The following is a 21,459-nucleotide window of genomic DNA, read 5'->3' on the forward strand; positions in this document are numbered from 1 at the left end:
GACCGGCCCTCAGGACGACTACGAGCATCCCGGGCCGCTGACATGGCGCCCACCGTGTACCGCGTCACCCCGTACGACCCTGCTGACCTCGACGCGGCGGCTCGGGGAGACAGCACCTTCGTCGCCCATGACTCGAGAGAACGCGTCGCCGCCGCGTGTGTGGCGGCCGTGGCCGGGTTCGCGCTCGATGCCGCCGTCCAGCACGTGACGATCGACAACCCCATGACCGAGGGGTTCTTCTCCTTCTCCGTCGTCGCGGGAAGAGGAGGACATGGGCTGAGCGGTCTCTTCCCCCATGACGGCGTCGGGTTCCACGACGGCGCGCGCGTCCCGCTCGCCACCGGTCTCGGGTTGCTGCGGGCGATGGTGCTGCGCGAGGGTGTCTGGTGCCGGCTGCGGGCGGACAACGGATTCTTCGTCCATGTCGGAGACCGGGACGACATCTACGTCGGCGTCGGCGTCGGCGTCGGCGTCGGCGTTGGCGGCGGCCGCGGCGGCCAGGACCAGGAGAACGCCGTGTCCCGCACCCGCCTTCTCGGGCTGTTCGCACACCGGGTCGCGGGCTCGCCCTACGACCCGGCCCTCGACAAGACCGACACCTCGCGGGCCGCGGACGAGGAGTTCTGGTCCGAGGTCCGTGCGCTGGTCGCGGACCGCGGCGGGGCCCTGCTGGAGGAGCGTCCGACCGGCAACGCCTACCGCTGGCACCGCCTGACCGCCGCTCACGAGGTCGAGGCTGTGCGTGAGCGTCTGACCCCGCGGGCGCGGCTGGCGGTATGGCCGGACCTCACCGACGACGTCGAGGCGATCCGCGCCGCCGTCGTGCGCGGGGAACGCCTGCAACTGCTCGTACGGCAGTATCCGGGCGGGGGGTTCCACAAGGAGTGTGTCGCCCAGCCGGACATGGGACGAGCCGATGTGCCGAACCCCCAGATCACGGACGGCCCGGGACACCGCGCTGCGTTGATTCCGCTGGAACGAGCTGATCGCCATCCCCTGCTCGCGGCCGTGCTGCCCGACGGGGACGGTGTTCTTCGGGCCCGCTGGCGCACCAATCGCAGCCGGGCCGAGGAGCGGCGGACGTTCCTCGGCTCGCTGCGAGTGGGCGAGGCCGTCACCGGCGTAGTCGCGACGGGTCTCCACGACATCGGGGTGTACGTGCACCTCGATGACGGCCTGGGCCGCTTCCTCGGCTTCCTCCGTGTTCCCGAGATGTCCTGGACCCGCTTCGACTCGGTGGACGACATCGCCCCGATCGGCCGGGAAATCCGTGCCGAGATCATCGGAGTCGATTTCGCACGGGAGCAGGTGAGCCTGTCCATGAAGGCGCTGCGGCCCGATCCCTGGCAGCACCGTGCCGATACCCACAGGGTCGGGGACACGGTCTCGGGGACGGTGACCGAGCTGGTGCCGATCGGCGCGTTCGTCCAGGTGGAGGAAGACGTCGTGGGCCTTGTCCACCTGAGCGAGTTGGCCGGTCACGCCGTCGAGTCCCCGCAGGAGGTGCTCGCGGTCGGCGACCAGGTCCGTGTGGTCGTCCTTGACGTGGACCGCCGGCGTCGCCGCATCAGCCTTTCCCTCAAGCGCGCCCAACCGGGATGAGCGTTGGCGCTGTAGCCGAGGTCCGGATCACAGGGCGTCGCCCCTGACGACCTCCGTTGTCGCCCCGCTGCTGTGTTGTCGGCTGCCGCCCGTAACCTCTGGCCATGCAGACAACTCTGATGATCTACGACGGCATCACCTCGGCCGACTCCGACGTCCCGCGTACCGGCGGCGTGCCGCTGGCTCCTGCGGGCTTCACCTGGCCGCTGTGCGGCTCCTGCTGCGGGGAGCCCCTGCAGTTCTTCGCCCATCTCCCCGTCGAGGACGGCGTCCTGTCGGTGTTCGTCTGCCAGAACGACCCTGGCGCATGCGAGAACTGGGACGCGTATTCCGGTGCGAACCGGGTCTACCTGTTTCCACGGGAGGAACTGCAGCCGGTGGCCGTGCCCGAGACCGGATTGACACTCCTGCCCGTCACCTCGGCCATCCGCACGCAGGTCGTCACTCCCGACCTCGAAGAGCACGACGATGACGACGATGTCGTCCCCGACCCGTACGACCTTGCCCGTTCGGGATGGAAGCTGGAACCCGGCGACCGCTTCGGCAAGCAACGCGAAGTGCTCGGATCGCTCGGAGGCAGCCCCTCCTACCTGGAGGACGACCGAGTGCCCGCATGTCCCTCCTGCACCGGCACGATGGACTTCGCGGCACATCTGGAGGAAGGGATCTCCGCGCAGACCGCGATGAACCTCGGCGGCCAGCTGGGCTACGTCTTCGTCTGCCGCGCTTGCCGCCAAGGCGCCTTTCTCACCGACTGAGCACACCAGTCGCTCTGGGCGCCGCGGTACGAATGGAGAACGTGAGGCTTCCGTCCGGTCGGTCATGTCCGGAGGCAGATGAGGTTGCTGCGACGGTGGCGGTGCGCAGGTGGGCGTCCGCGCGCTTGTCGTACCGCACGCTCAGCCCCTGCGATGCCACCACGCCAGCTCCGGGTCTGCCATCGGCTCGTGATGCGTTCGCCCGAGGAGCACCACGTCCAGGCGCTCCACCTGAACCCGGAGTTCGGCGGCGGCCCTTGGCGGAAGCATGCACAAAGCGACCTGCAGTGTGTCCCGGGCCCAGCCCTCACCGCAGCAAGGGCAGGTGAACTCAGCCTCCCACCGCCTCCAACGGCGTTCGGTGCCATGGACGCGCACGGACCACACGCTCAACGCCACCGCCACGACGCCCGGAGCCAGTCGCTCCCGTTCGAGCACACGCACGGCGGCATTCGCCGCCCCCGACAGCCCGGGGACATCGCGATACCGCACCCAGGGTCTTCCCCCGCCACGTACCCGCGGCCGGAGTGAGGATGGTGTTCTACGCGGCACGGCCCCTTCGCACGCAAGTCATGGACCGCATCCTCCCACACACGCTCCACGCTCGAGACCCGCGCATGGGCCGGACGGTCTACGAGGCCGACGAGAAGGAAATGCGCGAGGTCGTCGAACGGCTCGGCCCCCCGCAGAGGGCCTGAACCGCGTCCGGGTTCCCCCGGCTGCCGAGATCGTCCGGGCCGGAGCCGACCTCGTTCTGGCGGCTACTTCGGTGTCCGGTGTCGAACAGCCGGGGCCCCAGGCGGTCTGCGCCGACGCCCTGCCCAGCCTCCACGCCCTCGTCAACGGCCTTGAACGGACCCTGCCGCCGATCATGCCTCTTCGAGGAGTCGCTTCGTCCATTCGCGCTGCTCGGCGGTGTCCGGGACGGGGAGCCCACGAGCGCGTTCGATCAGGTTCCAGCAGAGGTCAGGGCCGGTCCCGCTGAGTATGAGGAGTGCGGCGGCGAGGAGGGACGCGCGTCCGATGCCGGCTCGGCAGTGGGTGACGACGTGCGCGCCTTCGCGGAGTTGTCCGGTGAGCGTGTTCAGTGTGGGAAGGATCGTGGCGAGATCGGGGACGGTGCGGTCGGGAATGGGGATGGCGACGAACCGCAGCCCGGCCGTGGCGGCCGCCTGTGGCTCCTCCGCGAGGCCGAGGTCGTCGAGCTCATGCCGGGTGAGTGCGCAGACCAGGATGTCGACGCCGGAGCGCTTCAGCGCGGTCATCTCGTCCTCGAGCCAGTCGCCGCCGCGAGGTCTGGCCATGGTGCTCACCCGTCCAGGGCCGGGGAAGTCGATGGTGAACAGAGTCGGTCGCATGTCAGGAGTGCTTTCGGTCGAGGGGGACAGGTGGTGATCGCACGGCCGGCGGCAGAAGCCGGCCCGGTTCGGCGCGCAGTTCGTTCGGTGTCGGGCCGGCCGGGGTGGCCACTTCGGCGAGGTGCTCGAGGAGACGGTCGAGTGCGCTGCGGCCGTCGTTGACGGCGGCGCGTGCGTACCTCGTCGGTGGGCGGAAATCCCCGCGAGCATGCGCCGCAGGTCGACCCTGGCTTCGACGAGTTGGCCTCTCGTCGACTCCTGGGGGTGTACGAGTCGCAGCGGGGCGCCCGCCATCCGGTGCCGGCATTGTTCGAAGAACGAGTAGGAGCACAGCCCGTGAGCGAGATGGTAGTACTGCCGTGGCTCGCCGGTGCCGGCGGCGCTGTGCGCCGCCGCCGCACTCGCCCCGGAAAGCACCGACGGTGCGGGCCGCCGTGACGAACGGCGCGGGCCGCGACCCACTGGCCCCCCGAATGCCTGCCTGGCGGAGCCGGCCGTGGCGCACACGAACGCCGACCGTGGCGAGGTGGTGCCCCGGGCGTGCGAGCCCCGGGGCACCACAGGAGGGGTCAGACGCCGAACGCGGCGGGGTACTGGATGGTTCCGGCGGGGACCGTGCGGGTGGTGTCGAGGGCCATGGCCATCATGGCCTCGTCCGGCACCTCGAAGGGTGCGCGGATGCCGAAGCGGGAGGCCGGTGTGAAGCCGAACCGCGGGTAGTAGTCGGCGTGTCCCAGGACGAGGACGAGGTTTTCGCCCATGGCCCGGGCGGCGTCGAGTGCGGCGCGGATGGCGGCGGAGCCGGCACCGGTGCGCTGGGCCGAGGGCAGGACCGCACAGGGTGCCAGGGCGAGAGCGGGTACGCCCTCGACGTGGCAGCGGGTGAGCAGCGCGTACCCGGTCGCGGTGCCGTCGGGGGTCGCGGCGACCATGGACAGTCCGTCGATCCACGCCTTCGGGTCGGCGCGCAGGGCGTCGACGATGTCGGCCTCCAGGGCGGTGGGGAAGGCCGCGAGGAGGATGTCACGGATGGCGGGGATGTCCTCGGTGGTCTCGGAACGGGCGGTCCAGGTCGTCACGGTTACGTCCTCGGTGGCGTCGGTGGTGTCGGGGGTGTGGTCGTGGGGGCGGAGGATGTAGACGGCGTAGTTGTAGTCGCCGCCGTATTCGCGCCGCATGTCGATCTCTGTCCGGTGTGCGGCCAGGGCCTGCGGCATGCCGGGGTGCTGCGGGTCCGCCCGCTCCATGCGCTGGGTGAGCGGCGTGTAGTACTCGTCCCACCAGTCGCTTTCCGGCAGCGGCCGGTGCGCGTGGAGACGGTAGCCCGCGGCCTGTGCGGCGTCGGTGTTCGCGGTGTGGGTGCGCAGCGGGTAGGCCGCTTCCCAGTAGGCGCGCACCGGGGCGGCTGGGTTGGGCACGGTCCATTCCATTTCGGTGACGACGAGAACGCCGCCCGGGGCGAGCAGGCGACGCCAGGCGCGCAGGGCGACGTCGAAGCCGATGGTGTGGACGGACCCCTCGGCCCAGATCACGTCGAAGCTGTGATCGGGGAAGGGCAACCGGTCCATCGAGCAGTTGACCACCGTGATCCGGTCGTCCAGGCCCCGGCGGGCCGCTTCGGCGGCCAGGCTGTCCAGGTACGGCTGGTGCAGGTCGACCGCGGTCACGTGCGCGCCGGCTTCGTCGGCCAGCAGCAGTGCGGAGCGGCCGGGGCCGCAGCCCGCGTCCAGGACCCGGGGGTGCTCGGGCAGCGGTCCGGCCGTCTCCAGCGCGTGCCGTGTGGTGGCGTCCGAGCCGGGGCCCTGCCGGGGCAGGTCGCGGTGCAGGGTGAAGAACGCCTGCGTCACCGGGTCGCCGCCGGGGGTGGGGGTGTCGTCGTTGTTCACTGCAGGTGCTCCCGGAACCGGTAGGTGGCGCGCAGGTGGCGCGTGATCTCCTTCCTGGTGGCCTCGCGGTCGGCGCGCAGCCGCGAGTCGGTGCGGGAAGCGGAGTAGGCGTTCTCCCGCTGCAGCCGGTGGTAACTGTCCAGACGGCGTTGGGGAATCTCGCCTGCCTCGACGGCGGCCAGCACCGCGCAGCTGGGCTCGTTCACGTGTGCGCAGTCCGTGAACCGGCAGGCCTGTGCGAGGTGCTCGATCTCGGCGAAGGTCTGTTCCAGCCCGCTCCGGGCGTCGTGGAGACCGATCGCGCGCAGGCCGGGGGTGTCCAGCAGGACCCCGCCGCCGGGTAGCGGGAGCAGTTCCCGCCAGGAAGTCGTGTGCCGGCCCTTGCCGTCCACCTCGCGGACGGCGCCGGTGTCCAGCCGGTCCTCGCCCAGCAGCCGGTTGCCCAGGGTGGACTTGCCCGCTCCGGAAGGGCCGAGCAACACGACGGTGCCGTTCAGGACGGCGGTCAGGGTGTCCAGGCCTTGTCCGGTCACGGCGCTGGTGACCAGCACGTCCACACCGGCGGCCACCGCGGACACCTGCTCCTCGGCGGAGGGCAGGTCCGCGCATGCGTCGGCCTTGGTGAGCACCACGACCGGCTGGGCGCCGCTCTCCCATGCCAGGGCGAGCATGCGCTCGGTTCGACCGTGTTTGAGCGGTGCCGCGAGCGACACCGCCACCACGACGGTGTCGACGTTGGCGGCCAGGACCTGGCCGTGCGAGGTACGCGAGGAAGACGAGCGCACCAGGGCGGTGCGACGTTCCAGCACCGCGTGCACCACCGGCGCGCGGCCGCTGGTGACGGAGCGCAGCGCCGCCCAGTCTCCCGTGCACGGCGCCGACGACGGATCTCCGTGATCGGCGGTGCCGGGAATCTCCGCACGGACGATTCCGGCGTCGGTGACCGCTTCGCACGAGCCGCGTTCGGCCCGCACGACGCGGGCGGGGATCAGTCCGGCGGTGCGATGGGGTGAGAAGGCGTGCTCACACGCCTCGTCCCAGCCGTAGTCCGCCAGGGAATACGGCTGAGCATGATGCCAAGAGGATTGAGACAACGTAGGACCCTTGAAAAGGGACCCCGATCGGCACGGAGGATTGCCTTCCGCGAGCTGTCAAAGCTCTTGCGGGGGCATCGATGTCAGGTCAGACCGGGGCCCGGGACGTGAGGATGGTCCGGCGGGCACTGCACACGGCAGTGGCCTTGGCGACAGACATCAACTCACCTCCCCATTCTGGTCCCGCAGCGACCTGGTTGTCTCTGCACCGGTGAGGCTAGCACCTCCGTTCCCGCAGCGTCCGGACAATGCCGGAAACGGAGGTGGGTCGGACGGAGGCAGGTCTCGGGGATCTGGTCGGATCCGCAGGGCAGCGGGCGCGGGGTCTCGTGACGACGCCATCGCGGCAGGCGTCACAACACCTTGCGTGCGCTCTTCCGGGCGGGATCCTCGGACACCGGGTCCTCAGGACCCTCGGCCGGGGCCGCAGCGGACAGCGCCGCCTCGACACGGCGGTTGCTGGTCATGGTCGCCGTGATGACGGTCATGGTGAGGAGGAGGCCGGCGGCGGCGTAGAGCGGGGTGCGCACGTCGTAGGCGGTGGCCAGCCAGCCGCCGAGGAAGGCGCCGAGCGGGGCGGCGCACATGGCGAGCATGCGGGAGGTGGAGGCGACCCGGCCCATCAGGTGGGCGGGGACGATCGCCTGCCGGAGGGAGGGGCCGAGCACCATCGTGGCGCCCATGCCCGCTCCGCACACGGCGAGCGCGAGGCCGGCGACGTACGGGTTCGGGGCGACGGCAAGGCACAGGATGGCGAGTCCCTCGACCGCGGCCGTGCAGGTGAGCGCGGTGCCGGTGCCCAGTCGTCGGCCGAGGAAGGAGGCGATGCCCGCGCCGAGCAGACCGCCGGTGGCCTCCGCGGTGAGGAGCAGGCCGAAGCCGAAGGTGTCGATGCCGAGACGATCGTGCGCGAAGAGGGCGAGGACGGTCTCCACAGCGAGGAAGGCGACGTTCCCGACCGCCGGACGCAGCGCGAGCCCGAGCAGCAGCTGGTCCCGGAACACGTACGCGGCGCCGGCCCGCGCCTGTCGCAGCAGCGACTCACGGGCCTTCGGCACGGGCCGGGGTGCGGCAGGCAGCGACCGTACGAGCAGTGCGGAGAGCGCGAACGACACCGCGTCGACGAGCAGCGGAAACGCCCGCCCCAGCGCGAGCAGGGCACTGCCCGCGGGCGGCCCCGCGAAGCCGGACGCGGCGGTCTGGGTGCCGCGCAGGCGGGAGTTGGCGCGCTCCAGCAGCGCGGGGTCCCGGCCGAGCAGAGCCGGCAGGTAGGCCGTGGCAGCCGTGTCGAAGAACAGTCCACCGAGGCCGAGCAGGAAGGCGACGGCCGCGAGCAGGGGAATGCTCAGCAGGTCGAGCACGGCCGCCGCCGCCGGTATCACGAGCGACACCGCGCGCACCACGTCGGTGATCCACATCGTGCGCCGCCGGTCCCAGCGGTCCACCAGCGCACCGCCGAGCACCCCGAAGAGCAGCCACGGCAGCGTCCCGGCGGCCGTGACGACGGCGAGCGCCATCGGATCCCGCGTCAGCGTCAACGCGAGCAGCGGCAGCGCGGCGTGCGACACACCGTCACCGAGCGAGGACACCGTCTGCGCGGTCCACAGCCGTCCGAACCCGGTCGGTAACTTCTGGGCGTACTGGGTCACCTGGCGTCTCCCTCGGCCTGCTTGCGCGGTGCGGGGTGGAACAGCGCGAAGACGAGCGACGCGTCCGGCAGCGACGGATCGGACAGTTCCCGGTACTCGTCGGCCAGTGCCTGAAGCCGCGCCCCCAGCTCCGCGAACTGCTCCTCGGTGAGCCGCAGATGCGCCATCTTCACGTGGCGCTCACCTGCCGCGGGCGCTGCCTCCAGGTCCGCCACCGCGTGCCGCATCAGCACATCCGGCCCTCCCTCGCCCGGATCCGGCAGCTCGATCGTCCGCGCGGCCATCGCGTAGTACCGCTCGGTGACCCCCCGCACCTTCCGCGTCCGCACCACCTTCACCAGGCCGGCGCGTTCGAGCAGTCGTACGTGGTAACTGGAACTCCCCTTCGCGAGGCCCACGCGCTCGGCGATCTGCGTGATCGTCGCGGGCTCGAAGCGGAGCACGGCCATGATCCGGTGACGCGTGAGGTTGGAGACGGCGCGTAGCTGCTCGTCAGTGGTGACGTGAAAGGTCTCGGGCAGATCATCGTCGGTCATGGGACCAATGGTCAACACTTCTTGACCATTACGCAAGGGGGTTTTCGTCCGCGAGAAGTGCTGCCGCGTCCCGGTGTGAGCAGCCGCGGCCCGAAGTTGGCTAATGGGCAGCTGGTGCCGTGTCCAGGCGACGTTCGCCCTGTCGGCGTTCCCGGTCGTGTCAGGGCGGAGTCCTTCGTGATACGTTCCTGCCGCCGTGCACCGCCGTGTACCGCTGCGAACTGAGGAGGTGAGACCGATCAACGCTGTGACAGGTCGGGCCTCCCTCCCTCGCATTGCCTAGGGAGCGCCCGCAAAGGCATCCCGAAAGGCACCAACCGCTATGCGCTTCATCTCTGAGACGTCGTTCGACGGCGTCCGCGAACAGCTCTTCATCCTTGATGAGATCCCTGGCGTGTTGTGGACGCCGGGAGGTGCTGCCACCACTCGTCCGCTCGTCTTGATGGGACACGGTGGCGGTCAGCACAAGAAGGCCCCTGACATGCTGGATCGTGCACGCCGCTTCGTGACCGAATGCGGTTTCGCGGTCGTGGCGGTCGACGTTCCCGCCCATGGCGACCGGCCGAGCGTTGCGGAGTACGACCGGATCGCGACTGAGAACCAAGCTCGCGTGGAAGCCGGCGAAGAGTTGGCCCCGCTGATCGCCGGCTTCCAGGCGCTCGTGGCCCGACAGACCGTGCCGGAATGGCGGGCGGTCCTGGACGCGGTGCAACAACTCGAGCACGTCGGCGCCGGCCCGGTGGGTTACTGGGGGGTCTCGCTGGGATGCGGACTCGGCGTTCCGTTCGTCGCTGCCGAACCGCGGGTCCGTGCGGCGGTGCTGGGCCTGGGCGGGGTGCTGGCGTCGGCCGAGGCCGCCGCGCGGATCACCGTCCCGGTGGAGTTCTTGGTGCAGTGGGACGACGAGCGGGTGCCGCGGGTGCAGAGCCTGGCGCTGTTCGACGCCTTGGGCTCGGCCGAGAAAACGTTGCACGCCAACCCCGGCAAGCACGGGGAGATCCCGACATTCGAGCTGGAGAGCACGCTGAGGTTCTTCGCCCGGCACCTCGTCTGACATCTCGGCCCGCGACGCGCCGATCGCGAAACGGATCCCGATCGGCGCGTCCACCGGAACTGGTCGGCACGGCCGAAGTGTTCAGCCTCGACAGGTCGACAAGTAGACAGACCGACGATGACGAAGGGGTAGCGCCCTGCTGCGGATCATCCGCAAAGGCACAGGGTCAGCGGTGACATGGCGGCGGCCCACATGCTCCCGCTGTCCGCGCAGGGCATGCCTGTGGCGAAGGTCGCGGGGGTGTCGTTCACCAGCGGGGACCGGCGGTGAACGACACCGCGCAAGGCGTTGTCACCGCCGACCGCCCCTCGGCTGGACACCCCCGCGCCCGCCTCGACACGGCAACGCCATGCGCCATTGCCCCGGGGGCGCGAACCCGAAGCGCGTCACCAGGGCACCTCTCCCTCGTCGTCGAAGAAGCGGCCCGTCGGCCCGTCGGCCGATACGGTGGCCAGCCGGATCGCGGCGGCTGCGCCCTGCTGGGGCGTGCGCACTCCCCGGAAGCCGTTGAGGTCGGTCGCTGTGAAGCCGGGGCAGACGGCGTTGATCAGGATGTGGGTGTCGGCCAGTTCCTTGGCGTACTGCACGGTGACGGCGTTGAGGAACGTCTTCGACGGCGCGTAGGCGATGGCGATGGGGCCCGTCTCGGTGCCACGCGTGGTCTGGAGTGTGAGGGAGCCGACGCGGCTGGAGACGTTCACGATCCGCGGCGACGGCGAGCGGCGCAGCAGAGGGAGCAGGGCGTTGGTGACGCGGATGACGCCGATCACGTTGGTCTCCACGGCCGTCCGTACCCGGTTCACGTCGACCGTGGTGGGCTCCTGCGGCCCGCCGCCGGTGATCCCCGCATTGTTGACAAGCGCGTCGAGCCGCCCGGCCCGCTCCTCCAGCAGCCGAGCCGCCGCTGTCACGCCGGCGTCGTCGGTCACATCCAGCGGCACGCCGAACGCGTCGGCCCCGGCCGCGCGCAACTTGTCCACGGCGGCCTCGCGCCGCTCCTCGTTCCTCGCGCCGATTCCTACGATCCAGCCGAGGGCGCCGAGCCCGGCGGCGATCTCGTACCCGATGCCCTTGTTGGCCCCGGTCACCAGCGCGACCTTGTGGTGGTTCACGGTGTTCGTCTCACTCATGACATCGATACTTCTCCCTCGCGGGGCAGGGCGTCCAAGACCGACTGGGTGGACGGCGATACCGCCCGGGTATCGCGCCTGGCCGTCCCGGTTAGGCTGGCTGGGTGGAGACACGTGAGCTGCGGTACTTCGTCGCGGTCGCTGAAGAGCTGCACTTCGGCCGGGCCGCGCAGCGGCTCGGGATCGCCCAACCCCCGCTGTCGCGGGCGATCGGCGGGCTCGAACGGCGCCTGGGCACCCTCCTGCTGGAGCGCGGCAGCCGGGGTGTCGCCCTGACCGGGCCGGGGGCGGTGCTGCTGCGGGAGGCGCGGGCGGCGCTGGACGCCGTCGACGCCGCCGAACGGCGCACCCGCCGGGCCGCCCTCGCGGCGACCGGCCGCCCCGCCGTGGTCCTCGCCGCGAAGGCGGGCGCCTCCGGTGAACTGCTGGCGAAACTCCTCGACGCCTACGCCGCCGAGCCCGGCGCCGTCGCCGTGGACGTCGCGCTGTGCGGGCCGGGCGAGCAAACACGATTGCTGCACGACGGCCGGGCCGACATAGCCCTGCTGCATCGGCCGTTCGACGACACAGCCGGCTTCGACACCGAGGACCTGCACTCCGAGGGTCAGGTCGCGATCCTCCCGGCGGGCCACCCTCTCAGCGCCCGCCCCTACCTGCGGCTCGCCGAGGTCACCGGCCTTCCCGACCTGCCCCTGCCCCGCTGGCCACACCCGGACGGCACCTTCCCGGACGGCTCCGGACCGCAGGTGCGCGACCACACGCAACTCACCCAGCTCATCGCCCTCGGACGCGCCTGCGCGGTCGTGCCGGAGTCGGGCCGCACCGGCCTGCGCGAGGACCTCACCGCCGTACCGGTCCCCGACGCCCCCCGCGTCACCACGGTCATCGCCTGGCCACCGCACAGCCGCTCAACGGCGGTCGCGGGGCTGGTCCGCGCCGCGACTGCCCTGTGACCGACGGCGGTGAACGCCGGGACACCGTGCTGGCAGGTGCTGTTGTCACTGCGCGTCGGAGCCTGGCGGTGCCGTCCAGCGACAGTCCGTCCAGCGACAGTCCGTCCACGTCGACCTGCCAGGTGTCCGTCGGGACGCCACCTCCGTGCAGGGTGAGCGCGTCGGCTGCGCCGGCCTCGTCCGGGACGGTGACTGGGTCGGCGCCTTCGAAGGAGGCTCGCCTGTACACCAACGGGAGTCTGCTGGACCGCGCCTCCTTCCAGATCGGCCGCAGCAGGACCGGCCCCGACGCCGGTTCGTGCTGGACGAGGGCTCGCCGCACACCGGACGATCCTCTACCTTGGGCCGGAGCGGGATGGCGCGCATTCTCGCAGGCTGCGGTGCCGTGGCAGAGCGGCCCATTGCGATCGCCGTGGACGAGGTCCCGCTCACGGCGACTGACGGAGATGGGGCGGGCCTGCCCCTATCCGTCCGCGGGTTCAAATCCCGTCGGCACCGCAGCCGACCTGGAACTTGTGCAGCGCAGGCACTGCGAGTCGACCCAGGTCGCAGCACTGGTCATGCGAAATTGCTGCCGGGGTGCTCGGGGGCCGGGGCAACCGGGTGCCTAAGGTCGAGTCCCATGACGAGGACCACGCCCCCACGCCCGCTCGATATCGAGGTGCTCTTTCCGGAACTGACTGCCTACCGAGGTACGACGACGCGGCTCCACCCGCGGCCGGGCAGCCCTCAGATGTCGGCCGGCTCGGTGGGCGGCCCGATGCTGTGGCCGGCGGACGAGCCGTGGCCGGTATGCGGTGAGGCCCACGGCCGCGGGTGGGGTCGACGCCCCGCCGACATCCACCGCTACCGGCGGATCCAGGCTGCCGCGTGGGCCCGGGAACAGACCCCGGGCCCCACGGAGGAGGAACGAGAGCTCCTGGCCGAGCTGCACCTGGAGCACCGGCTCCCTCAGGTGTCGGAGACGGATCCGCTGCCGATGATCGGCCTGGCCCAGCTGTACCGGCGGGATGTCCCGGACCTGTCGGCGGGGCCGGACGACTGCGACCTGCTCCAGGTGTTCTGGTGCCCTTTCAACGCGCACGGCCCGAGCGGATACGACCTGGAGCTGCACCTGCGCTGGCGACGGTCGTGGGAAGTCGGGGGCGTGCTGGCCACACCCCCACAACCGCCGGTCGTCGGGTCCGACGACTTCGTGCCCGAGCCCTGCGTACTGCACCCGGAGCAGGTGGTCAGCTACCCGTTCGCCGGCGTTCTGCCCGAGGAGCTGTGCGCCCGGCTCGACGCATGGGAGGAAGCCCAGGAGGCGGAGGCCGATCAGTCGACCGACGAGAACGCGGCCGATCCGGTCGGCTACCAGTACGACCTGTCCATCCCGCCGGGATGGCGCGTCGGTGGCTTCGCCTCCTGGCACAAGACCGACCCGTACCCCATGAATTGTCGGACCTGCGGGACGCCGATGCATCTGCTGCTGACCATCGACAGCTCGGAATGGGACGGCGGCAGCGGCAGCTGGAAGCCGCTTGAGGACCGAGACCTGCCCACCCATCGGGCCGCCACCCCCACCCAGGTCACCGTGGGCCGTTTCGGCGAACTCAACGTCTTCGCCTGCCCCACCGGTCCCGACCACCCGCACCGCTGGAGCATCCAGTAGCCCGCGGTGAGACCGGCCCCTGCATATGGGAGGGATGGACGCCGTCGGCCGTGCCCGAGCTGTGACCACCGCGCGTTCGATCACCCGCCAGCAGGTAGTGAGGAACGCAAACGCCTGATCATCCGCAAGACCTCGGTCCGGTTCTTCGCGGCTTTCAACCAGGTGGGAAGCCGCTCAACCAGACTCATCGGGGCCCAAGGCACAAGCTCTCCGCGTTCACGAAGCTTGGCCCTCACGTAGGCCTCCAGCAGATCGAGATGACGCACGTCATAGGCCCACAGGACGTGTCCACAGCAGCTCGTCCGCAACCACACCGGTCGCTGGAAGTAAGGATCGACAGGGCTGCCCACGACAGCGGAGTCAACCTTCCGATCCTCGAAGAAGCCGCACCCCGTGCATCGCAGCCGCCGACGGAGATCCAGGCTCCCGTAGCCGGCAGCCTTCTCATCTGCTGGGGTCTCGGGGTGGGGCGTGACAGTGGCGCACCCGTCACACCGAGGACAGTGCACCAGAACCTCATCGAGAAAGTCATATCCGTACTTGCGTTCGCGTCGATCTCGAAACCGGTCGCCGGACGCCCCTACATTCCCGCTCACTTGGTCAGTTTGCCAGAACCCGACTCGCTGCCCGGCACACCTAACTCGCTCGTCGTGGGTGTCCAGTTCGGGGGCAGCGGGCCAAGACATGCTTCGGGCCGGCGGTGTCCTCCTCGGCCCGGGCCGTGGGGTGCCGGGTGAGCCAGCTCGACGTCCACATCATTGGCCCCTCGCATGCCGGCGAGTCCCAGAACGATGCATCGGTCTGCATGACCAGCACCAACACCATCCACCGTCGACCACGACATCGGACGACAAGCACCTGGCGGAGCGTCAATTCGAAAGCCCTGCCGGGCAGCCGCGGGTCTTATCGGTCGAGGAAGCGTGGGTCGGCCGTCTGGATGTAGTGGCTGAGGAGTTCGCGGTTGTGGAAGGCAGAGTGCAGCAGGACAGCCAGCTCCGTGAGGGCCTTGAGGTCGGGGCTCGTGACAACAAAGGTGTCGCTCTCTGATCCGAAGTGGATCTTGTCGGCGCTTTCGGGCATGCGGGAGTGGACCGGTGACTCGGCCAAGCCTTCCCAGCCGTGACCGTTACCTTCCGCGTCGTGCTCTTCGAAGACGTCGGCGACCTGGTCCATCTCGACGAAGTAGAGGCAGTGCGAGGGATCGGATTCGCAGCCTTCGTCCAGGCGGAACGGGGCCAGAGCTGATGCATCGGTCATGCGGCGATGGTAGAGGTGGCCGTGGCCGAAGCTGGTGCGGGTGGCCCGGCCGCGCAGAACCGGGGATCGGTGCACGTCTCGTCCAGCCTCCGCACGCCGCCCTGGCTGTATCGGTCTACGTGACGGCGAACCGGACGTTCCGCTCGTCGAGGCACGACGTATATGCATCCGATGGCTGCGACTACGCAGACAACAGCCATGACGAGGAACGCGCTGCCGAGCACCCCTGTGGCGCCGGCGATCGCCACCCAGCCGAACCGTGTTGCTCGCCCGGCCCTCTGAACTGCGTCGCCGTAGCTGCTGTCATCGTTCCAGTCATGTTCAGTCGTGGTCACCCTCAACTCGGTCGAGCGTCCTAGGGATCGATGGCTTTCCGGTCTTCCGGTGCCTTCCCGTAGAGTGACTTGAACGCGTTCAAATATTCTGGGGTGGGGGGGCGCAATGGGGATACATCAGGAGATGTCCGCTCGGCAGCGGTCATGGGTCGTGGCGGGGGTCGTGATGGCAGGGGGTGCGGCGGCCTTGGGGCTCGTGATCGCCCCATTTTTGGCTTGGCTGTTCGTCTTGAGCGCGCTACCGGCCGCCGTGCCGTTGGTGCTGCGAGAGCAGGCGAAGGCATGCGCCCGTGCTTGCCTCGTCATCGGGACAGGCTTGTTGACCTGGGCATTGATCGGTGCCGTTATCGGCATGTTCCTGTTCATTCCGGCAGCCCTGTTGCTGCTGGTTGCCGCCTTTGCGGACGCCGGCAGCCGCCCAGGCGGATGGTTTGCGGTGACCGCACCCCTTGCGACTGTGGCGGTGTTCGCGTTGATCGTTCTCGCACCCGATCCGGAGAACGAACCGCCCCCGTATTTCAAGGCGACGCTGGACTCCACCCAGCGGTTCCACGACCGTGAGTTCAACGAGCGCAAGGAGCATCTGCGTGACTTCGGAGCCACCAGCATCGAGGTGAGCGAGGAGTACACCGGGCGGCTCGAACTTCACGTAGGTATGCCAAGAGACTTCTCGGAAGGACGGAGCCGGGACAGGCTCAAGGAGGAGATCGCCAGGCTCCCCGGAGTCGTGGAGGTCGACTTCTGCACGTACCGCACCTGCGATTACTGATCCCCGAAGTAGCGGCTGACGGCGGCGGCCCCGGTCCGCCGCCGGAGGGCCATGGCATCCGGCCGGTAACTCAGTTGTAGGGGCCGACGTTGTGGGAAACCATGCGCGTTTGTGACCTCGCGAGCAGATGAACCCGTTGACGAAGTGGCCCCGCCCGCCTCCGCCGTGGCCGTCGCCCCCTCCACCCCGGTGCACCGGGACGGCAACGTCCTGCGCTGGCTCGTCGCCTACACGTTCTCCGTGGTCGGCGACGCCGCCTACTTCGTGGCGCTCGGCTGGGCCGCGCAGAAGGTGGCCGGACCGGCCCAGGTCGGCCTGGTGATGGCGGTCGGCGCGATACCCCGGGCGATCCTCATGCTCGGCGGCGGTGTGATCGCCGACCGGTTCGGCCCGCGCCTGGTGGTCATCTCCTCCGACGCGGTCCGGGCCGTGGTGATCCTCGCGGCCGCCGCAGCCCTCGCGTTCAGCACGCCCGGCCTCTGGTTGCTCGTCGCGCTCGCCCTCGTCTTCGGCGTCGTGGACGCCCTGTTCATGCCGGCGGTCGGAGCCATGCCGCCCCGGCTCACCGGCCGCGACCAGTTGATGCGGGTGCAGAGCCTGCGCAATCTGGTGCAGCGGTCCGGCCACATCGCCGGTCCGCCGCTCGCCGGGTTCTCGATGGGGCTCGGCGGCCCCGCCGCCGCGTTCGCCGTGACCGGCGTCCTCTTCACCCTCTCGCTGCTCCTCCTGGTGGCGGTTCGGCTCGCACCGCTGCCGCCCGATGAGCAGCCCGCGGCGGACTCCACCGCCCGCCGCGATCTGGTCGACGGCATCGTCTACCTGCGCCACGAGCCGGTCGTCGGCCCGCTCGTCCTCTCCGGACTGCTCTCCATGATCGGCTGCATCCCGCCGATGGCGATCGGCGTCATCGTGCTCGCCGAGGAACGCGGCTGGGGCCCCTCGGGCGGTGCCTGGGTGAACGCCGCCCTCAGCGTCGGCGTCTGCACGACCTCGCTCCTGCTCGTCGTGCGCGGCCGCTTCCCCCGGGCCGGCCACTGGCACAACATCACCCTGCTCGTCGCCTCCGCCGGCATCGGCCTGATCGGCGTCATGCCGAACCTCGCCCTCGCGGTCGCCGTGGCGCTCGTCTCCGGCCTGGTCTCCGGCCTCTGCGGGGGTCTGGCCCTGGCCCTGATGCAGGCCAACACCGCCCTCGCCTTCCAGGGCCGGGTCGCCGCCGTCCAGGCGCTCAGCGCGGTCGGCATCACCCCGGTGATGTTCCCGGTCTTCGGCCTCCTGGTGGAAGTGTGGGGTGCCGGCCCCACGTTCCTCCTCTTCGGCTGCATCAGCATGCTCGGCGCCACGGTCTCCACCGCCTCCCACGCCGTCCGCCATGCCGACCTGGACTTCACGAAGACCGCGGACTGACTCCGGCGACGGGGCGCGAGCCGGCGCCTCACCATGTGGAGCGCCAGCGACGGGAGTGGCCTCGCCCCTTGTTCCGACGAGGTCTACCGCAGCTACCGCTGGCGGTACGGCCAGAGAGTCCACCGCTACCTGACCGCGGCGCTGGCCTACCGCGCCGACCTCACCAACGACGGCTCGATCGGGCCCAGGCTCACCGCAGCCGCCCGCAGGGCCGCGCTCTCCACCGGGCCGCAGAACCATCGCGGCGCCTGAGCCGGTTCGGTCGCATCATCCGTTCGTCAGGCCAGGTGTGTCGTTGACCGATACGCAGTGGAGGCGTTGCAGACGTTTGTTGTCCGCGGACAACAAGGTGGCCGACTTACCACGCCGGTGAGCTCGCGCTCGCCGCGTGATCAGTGACGCGTCCCCACCATTCCTGCTTACGGAAGGCCGGCCTCTGAGGCAGCGTGGACGCCGCCACCGCCGGTCGCAGTGCCCGGGGCATGCGCGGGGAGGCGTCGGATGGCCGGTACACAGAGAAGCGCCAGAGTGGCTGGAACCGCGATGACCGTCATCGCGTACAGAGTGGGCCGCACGCCGAATGACTCAGACACGGGGCCGGCGAGCGCCAGGCCGACCGGCATCAGTCCGGACGACAGCAGGTGGTCGTAGGAGCTCACGCGGGACAGGGCATTCTCAGGCACGTGTGTCTGCAGCGCCGTCTCCCACAGGACGAAGAAGAGGGAAACAGCGACGCCGGTGACCGCTTCGAGCACCGCGATCAAGACGAGTGATGCACCGGAGCCGATGATGACCGCCTGACAGGAGGCCACAGCCAGCGCCGCAGCGGCCAGGGCCATGGGCCGCGCGATCTTGAGCCGGTAGGCGCACACATCGCCGACGATGGCCCCGACACCGAAGGCTGCCACCACCACGGACCAGCTTGCCGCACCGCCCCATTCACGCTCGGCAAGCACGGGTCCCAGCACGAAGACCGACGGCAGCACGACAACGTGGTAGACCGCCATGGCGGCCAGGCCGGACAGCACCCACGTCCGGCTGCGCACCTGAACCCAGCCGATGCGCAGCTCCGCGAAGAAGGTCCCGCGGGCAGCGCCCCGCACTGTCTCGGACGCCGTCTCGCGAGGCTTCAGCCGGGCCAGGAACGCGGCACTGACGGCGAAGGTCAGGGCGTCCAGGGCCAGGGCACCGCCGGGGCCGGCCAGTGCGACCAGTCCACCGGCCAGGGCCGGACCGAGCACCAGCCCGGACGACTGGACGAACCCGCGCAGCGCATTGGCCTCACGCAGCCGTTCCGGCCCGACCACCAGCGGCATCAGTCCCATGGAAGCGGGCATGAAGAACGCATCCGCCGTGCCGAACAGCATCATCAGCAGGGCCAGATGCGGAACCTCGGCAACACCGGTCAGTAGCAGTACAGCAATGAGCCCCTGCACGGCGAACCGCACCATGTCGGAGACCAGCATGATGCGATGCCGCCGAAAGCGGTCCGCCCACACCCCGCCCACCAGGGTGAACAGCAGCATGGGCACCAGCCCGGCGGCCGTCACCAATCCGACGTCAGAGGCAGACCCGCCCACCGAGAGCACGGCGAAGGGCACGGCCACGAATGACACACGGTCGCCCAGCACCGACAGGGACTGCCCGATGAAGAGGCGGGCGAACTGCGGTTCATCACGCAGCACGCCAGGGATCAAGGATTTCATGCGGGAGCCGTTCAGAGACAGGAGGGCACGATTGGGCAGCGCCCGATCGTAAGAAGGACCGTTCTCGTCGGTCACCTGAATTTTTCTGCCGACGGCTTCTCTTCCGGTTCAGGTCGGTGAGGAGGGCCCGGTAACCTCTGGGTGTTCCGCGATCACCGGTGGCCGTCCCCGTCTCCCCACCGGCCCTACCTCCAAGATCACGTCTCAGGGCTGGTCAGGCTGGAGTCTCACCAGGCTTGCTTCGAGGGCCAAGGAGAAGGCATGGAACCTTGCGCGGAGTGCGGTGCGCCGACGAACCCGCGGTCCTGTGACGAGCTGTTCCATGCCTTGCTCGCATCGGACCATTCGCGGCAGGCATCGTACTGGCCTTCGAAATGGGCCGTGCTGCCACGGCCTCGCAGGATCAGGTGAGAGGTCGCGTCGGTATGACCACGCATGGGGACGCGAGGTTGCTCTCTGGCAGCAGTGAGGTCGTCGCTGTGCCGGTGTCCGAGTCCGGAGCCGGCCGCCCTGGACGAAGGCCGGCTTCTCCGTCTTCCCCGAGCGGCTTTTTCACACGGACGGCCTCACGCTGGTCCTTCAGCTCGGGCACGATCTCCAAAGCGTGTTCGGCACCTACTGGCGTCCCTGAACCGCACCTTCATCTCCGGGCTGCTGTCCATGAACAGGCCCGGCAGGCCCAGCGGGCCCAACAGGCCCACGAGGCGCACCAGTTCCCCCAAGCGCGGTTTCAGCGGGTGAGGCGATATCCGAAGGTGTCGTAGGGGAGGTCGAGGGTGTTCACCGTGTAGTGACGGGAGTTGGTGCCGGTGATGCGTGAGCCGGAGCTCTTCAGGAGGTGGACCATGCCGGTGCTGTCCCCCGCCCGCTCGTCGGTTCCGACGACCAGGTCGGCACGTCCGTCGCGGCTGTGGTCGACGAGGGAGACCGCCCGTCCGAAGGCGTCCTTGGCCTCCACGGCTCCGGCGACGCCGGAGGTGTCCTGGTCGTAGACCCGGGCCCCGGTGCCGGACAGTCCGCGGGCACCGCCGAGCAGGACGGTGACCGCGCCACCGTTGCGTACCGTGCCGATGTTCTCGCCCGGGGTGCCGACGGCGAGGTCGGCGTATCCGTCACCGTTGACGTCTCCCGCGGCGACGGAGTGGCCGAAGTAGTCGCCGCTCTCGAAGGTTCCGGGTATCCCCGGGGTGTCCTGGGTGAGCTTCACCAGCGCACGGCCGGTGTCGGGCCCGGCGGAGCCGCCGTACTGCACCAAGACGTAACCGGGGTTCCACCCGTCGCCCTCGACGCCCCGCCCCACGGCCAGGTCACCGTAGCCGTCCTTGTCGAAGTCGCCGATGGCGGCGTCGGACAGGCCGGGGCCGTCGTCCAGCGGGGAGGGCTCCGGAATCGGCACCGAAGCGGCGGAGGAGGCGAAGTCGGCACCGCCCCGGTGGAAGTAGGCGCGCTGGCTGTCCTCCTCGTCCCGGAGCTGGCCCCCGAGGATGTACAGGTCGGTGGCCGCGTCGTCGGTGACCGGCCCCGCCACCAGGACCTTCGTGCTCAGCAGGCCGGGATAGTCGCCGCCGAGGGTCTCGTAGCCCTCGTATCCGCCGGACCGGGTGAAGGGGCCCTTGAGCAGGACCACGCCCGCCTCGCTGAGACTGCTCGCGACGAGGTCGATGTCGCCGTCGCCGTCGAAGTCGCCCCCCGCGAGGGCGTTTCCGAAGTGGAGGCCGGGGTGCTCGTCCGGATTCTCCATGGGGCGGCTGAGGTAGGTGCCGGAGCCGAGCCCCTTGGCGGAGCCCCAGATCACGGTCAGTCCGCCCTGGTCGGTGACCGTGCCGACGTCCTCCCAGGGCGTTCCGACGATCAGGTCCGCGTATCCGTCGCGGTCGAGATCGGCCGTGGTGGCGGACTCGCCCCACCTGTCGTCCTGCTCGACGGTGCCGGGGATGCCGGGGGAGGACTGGTGAATGGTCTGGACCCGGCTGCCGGGCCCGGAAGAGGTTCCGTAGACGACGGTGAGCCGCTGGTCGGTACGGAACTTGCCGCCGAGGACGACGAGGTCCCGGTAGCCGTCACCGTTGAAGTCGTCGGACAGCTTGGCAGGTGCGGCGGCCACGGGTGGGGCGATCACGAAGGGTCCGGTGACCGCCGCCGCGAGGACGGCCGCGACGGCGGCGGTGCGAGTGGGACGCAAGGCAGGCTCCAGGGTGATGGCGCGGGACGTGAAAGCTGACGTGCGCGATATGACTCGCACCTTCGTCCGATGGTTGTACGGCTGCTGAGGGGGCCGCCCGGCGGCACACCGGCGCGGCACACGGGCCTC

Annotated in this window: 18 protein-coding genes and 1 tRNA gene; 10 read left to right on the forward strand and 9 right to left on the reverse strand. The window is 70.1% G+C overall.

Features of this window, described 5'->3' with window-relative positions:
- The first annotated feature begins 42 nt into the window (after positions 1 to 42).
- Together GBN72_RS07300 and GBN72_RS07305 are read left to right on the forward strand one after the other, a co-directional pair.
- Entirely contained in the window at positions 43 to 1,602 is a 1,560-nt protein-coding gene (locus tag GBN72_RS07300; RefSeq protein WP_151770744.1) for a S1 RNA-binding domain-containing protein, read from the forward strand.
- Between the two features lie 104 nt (positions 1,603 to 1,706).
- Positions 1,707 to 2,360 carry a YwqG family protein gene (locus GBN72_RS07305; RefSeq protein WP_151770745.1) on the forward strand — a complete coding sequence of 218 codons (654 nt, stop codon included), beginning with the start codon at positions 1,707 to 1,709 and terminating at the stop codon, positions 2,358 to 2,360.
- 869 nt (positions 2,361 to 3,229) lie between these two features.
- Here the strand turns inward: GBN72_RS07305 and GBN72_RS07310 are convergent.
- The 5 genes from GBN72_RS07310 to GBN72_RS07325 form a co-directional block, all read right to left on the reverse strand.
- Positions 3,230 to 3,718 (reverse strand): phosphatase domain-containing putative toxin, encoded by a 489-nt coding sequence (locus tag GBN72_RS07310; RefSeq protein WP_151770746.1) that lies wholly within the window; start codon positions 3,716 to 3,718, stop codon positions 3,230 to 3,232.
- A gap of 569 nt (positions 3,719 to 4,287) precedes the next feature.
- Positions 4,288 to 5,604, reverse strand: coding sequence for a bifunctional class I SAM-dependent methyltransferase/N-acetyltransferase (locus tag GBN72_RS07315; protein ID WP_246212295.1), 1,317 nt, complete (start codon positions 5,602 to 5,604; stop codon positions 4,288 to 4,290).
- Positions 5,601 to 6,698, reverse strand: a complete 1,098-nt coding sequence (gene rsgA / locus GBN72_RS34785; RefSeq protein ID WP_246212296.1) for a ribosome small subunit-dependent GTPase A — start codon at positions 6,696 to 6,698, stop codon at positions 5,601 to 5,603. Before rsgA ends, GBN72_RS07315 begins: the two co-directional genes overlap by 4 nt.
- Before the next feature lie 353 nt (positions 6,699 to 7,051).
- The gene (locus tag GBN72_RS07320) at positions 7,052 to 8,347 is read right to left on the reverse strand and encodes an MFS transporter (RefSeq protein ID WP_151770748.1); all 1,296 of its coding nucleotides are present in this window, start codon (positions 8,345 to 8,347) and stop codon (positions 7,052 to 7,054) included.
- A complete protein-coding gene (locus GBN72_RS07325; protein WP_151770749.1) occupies positions 8,344 to 8,883 on the reverse strand; it encodes an ArsR/SmtB family transcription factor in 540 nt (179 codons plus the stop codon). The genes GBN72_RS07320 and GBN72_RS07325 overlap by 4 nt, the downstream gene beginning before the upstream one ends.
- Before the next feature lie 322 nt (positions 8,884 to 9,205).
- Here GBN72_RS07325 and GBN72_RS07330 point away from each other — a divergent pair, with 322 nt between their 5' ends.
- On the forward strand, positions 9,206 to 9,937 hold the full coding sequence (locus tag GBN72_RS07330) for a dienelactone hydrolase family protein (protein ID WP_151770750.1): 732 nt from the start codon (positions 9,206 to 9,208) through the stop codon (positions 9,935 to 9,937).
- Positions 9,938 to 10,323: 386 nt separating this feature from the next.
- Here GBN72_RS07330 and GBN72_RS07340 read toward each other — a convergent pair whose 3' ends face one another.
- Entirely contained in the window at positions 10,324 to 11,067 is a 744-nt protein-coding gene (locus GBN72_RS07340) for an SDR family oxidoreductase (protein ID WP_151770751.1), read from the reverse strand.
- Between the two features lie 104 nt (positions 11,068 to 11,171).
- On the opposite strand from GBN72_RS07340, the gene GBN72_RS07345 reads away from it, so the two are divergent.
- The 3 genes from GBN72_RS07345 to GBN72_RS07355 all read left to right on the forward strand — a co-directional run bounded on the left by GBN72_RS07345 (position 11,172) and on the right by GBN72_RS07355 (position 13,674).
- Positions 11,172 to 12,020, forward strand: a complete 849-nt coding sequence (locus GBN72_RS07345) for a LysR family transcriptional regulator (protein WP_151770752.1) — start codon at positions 11,172 to 11,174, stop codon at positions 12,018 to 12,020.
- 379 nt (positions 12,021 to 12,399) lie between these two features.
- Positions 12,400 to 12,518 (forward strand) — tRNA-OTHER (locus GBN72_RS07350).
- A gap of 124 nt (positions 12,519 to 12,642) precedes the next feature.
- Positions 12,643 to 13,674 (forward strand): hypothetical protein, encoded by a 1,032-nt coding sequence (locus GBN72_RS07355; RefSeq protein WP_151770753.1) that lies wholly within the window; start codon positions 12,643 to 12,645, stop codon positions 13,672 to 13,674.
- Between the two features lie 903 nt (positions 13,675 to 14,577).
- Here GBN72_RS07355 and GBN72_RS07365 read toward each other — a convergent pair.
- Positions 14,578 to 14,931: an Imm51 family immunity protein gene (locus tag GBN72_RS07365; RefSeq protein WP_164540428.1), complete on the reverse strand. Its 354-nt coding sequence runs from the start codon at positions 14,929 to 14,931 to the stop codon at positions 14,578 to 14,580.
- A 522-nt stretch (positions 14,932 to 15,453) separates the two neighbouring features.
- Here GBN72_RS07365 and GBN72_RS07375 point away from each other — a divergent pair.
- The 3 genes from GBN72_RS07375 to GBN72_RS07385 all read left to right on the forward strand — a co-directional run bounded on the left by GBN72_RS07375 (position 15,454) and on the right by GBN72_RS07385 (position 17,694).
- Positions 15,454 to 16,035 carry a hypothetical protein gene (locus tag GBN72_RS07375; protein WP_151770755.1) on the forward strand — a complete coding sequence of 194 codons (582 nt, stop codon included), beginning with the start codon at positions 15,454 to 15,456 and terminating at the stop codon, positions 16,033 to 16,035.
- Positions 16,036 to 16,179: 144 nt separating this feature from the next.
- Positions 16,180 to 17,442 carry an MFS transporter gene (locus GBN72_RS07380; RefSeq protein ID WP_164540430.1) on the forward strand — a complete coding sequence of 421 codons (1,263 nt, stop codon included), beginning with the start codon at positions 16,180 to 16,182 and terminating at the stop codon, positions 17,440 to 17,442.
- A gap of 33 nt (positions 17,443 to 17,475) precedes the next feature.
- Positions 17,476 to 17,694 carry a hypothetical protein gene (locus tag GBN72_RS07385; protein ID WP_151770756.1) on the forward strand — a complete coding sequence of 73 codons (219 nt, stop codon included), beginning with the start codon at positions 17,476 to 17,478 and terminating at the stop codon, positions 17,692 to 17,694.
- A gap of 167 nt (positions 17,695 to 17,861) precedes the next feature.
- On the opposite strand, the gene GBN72_RS07390 is transcribed toward GBN72_RS07385, so the two are convergent.
- On the reverse strand, positions 17,862 to 19,223 hold the full coding sequence (locus GBN72_RS07390; RefSeq protein ID WP_246212297.1) for an MFS transporter: 1,362 nt from the start codon (positions 19,221 to 19,223) through the stop codon (positions 17,862 to 17,864).
- Between the two features lie 186 nt (positions 19,224 to 19,409).
- Here GBN72_RS07390 and GBN72_RS35100 point away from each other — a divergent pair, with 186 nt between their 5' ends.
- Positions 19,410 to 19,559, forward strand: coding sequence for a DUF5946 family protein (locus GBN72_RS35100; RefSeq protein WP_246212298.1), 150 nt, complete (start codon positions 19,410 to 19,412; stop codon positions 19,557 to 19,559).
- 319 nt (positions 19,560 to 19,878) lie between these two features.
- Here the strand turns inward: GBN72_RS35100 and GBN72_RS07395 are convergent, their stop codons facing one another.
- Positions 19,879 to 21,330: an FG-GAP and VCBS repeat-containing protein gene (locus tag GBN72_RS07395; protein WP_246212299.1), complete on the reverse strand. Its 1,452-nt coding sequence runs from the start codon at positions 21,328 to 21,330 to the stop codon at positions 19,879 to 19,881.
- Positions 21,331 to 21,459 lie beyond the last annotated feature (129 nt).

The organism is Streptomyces abyssomicinicus (genome assembly GCF_008974245.1).
In the GTDB taxonomy this organism is placed as follows: domain Bacteria; phylum Actinomycetota; class Actinomycetes; order Streptomycetales; family Streptomycetaceae; genus Streptomyces; species Streptomyces abyssomicinicus.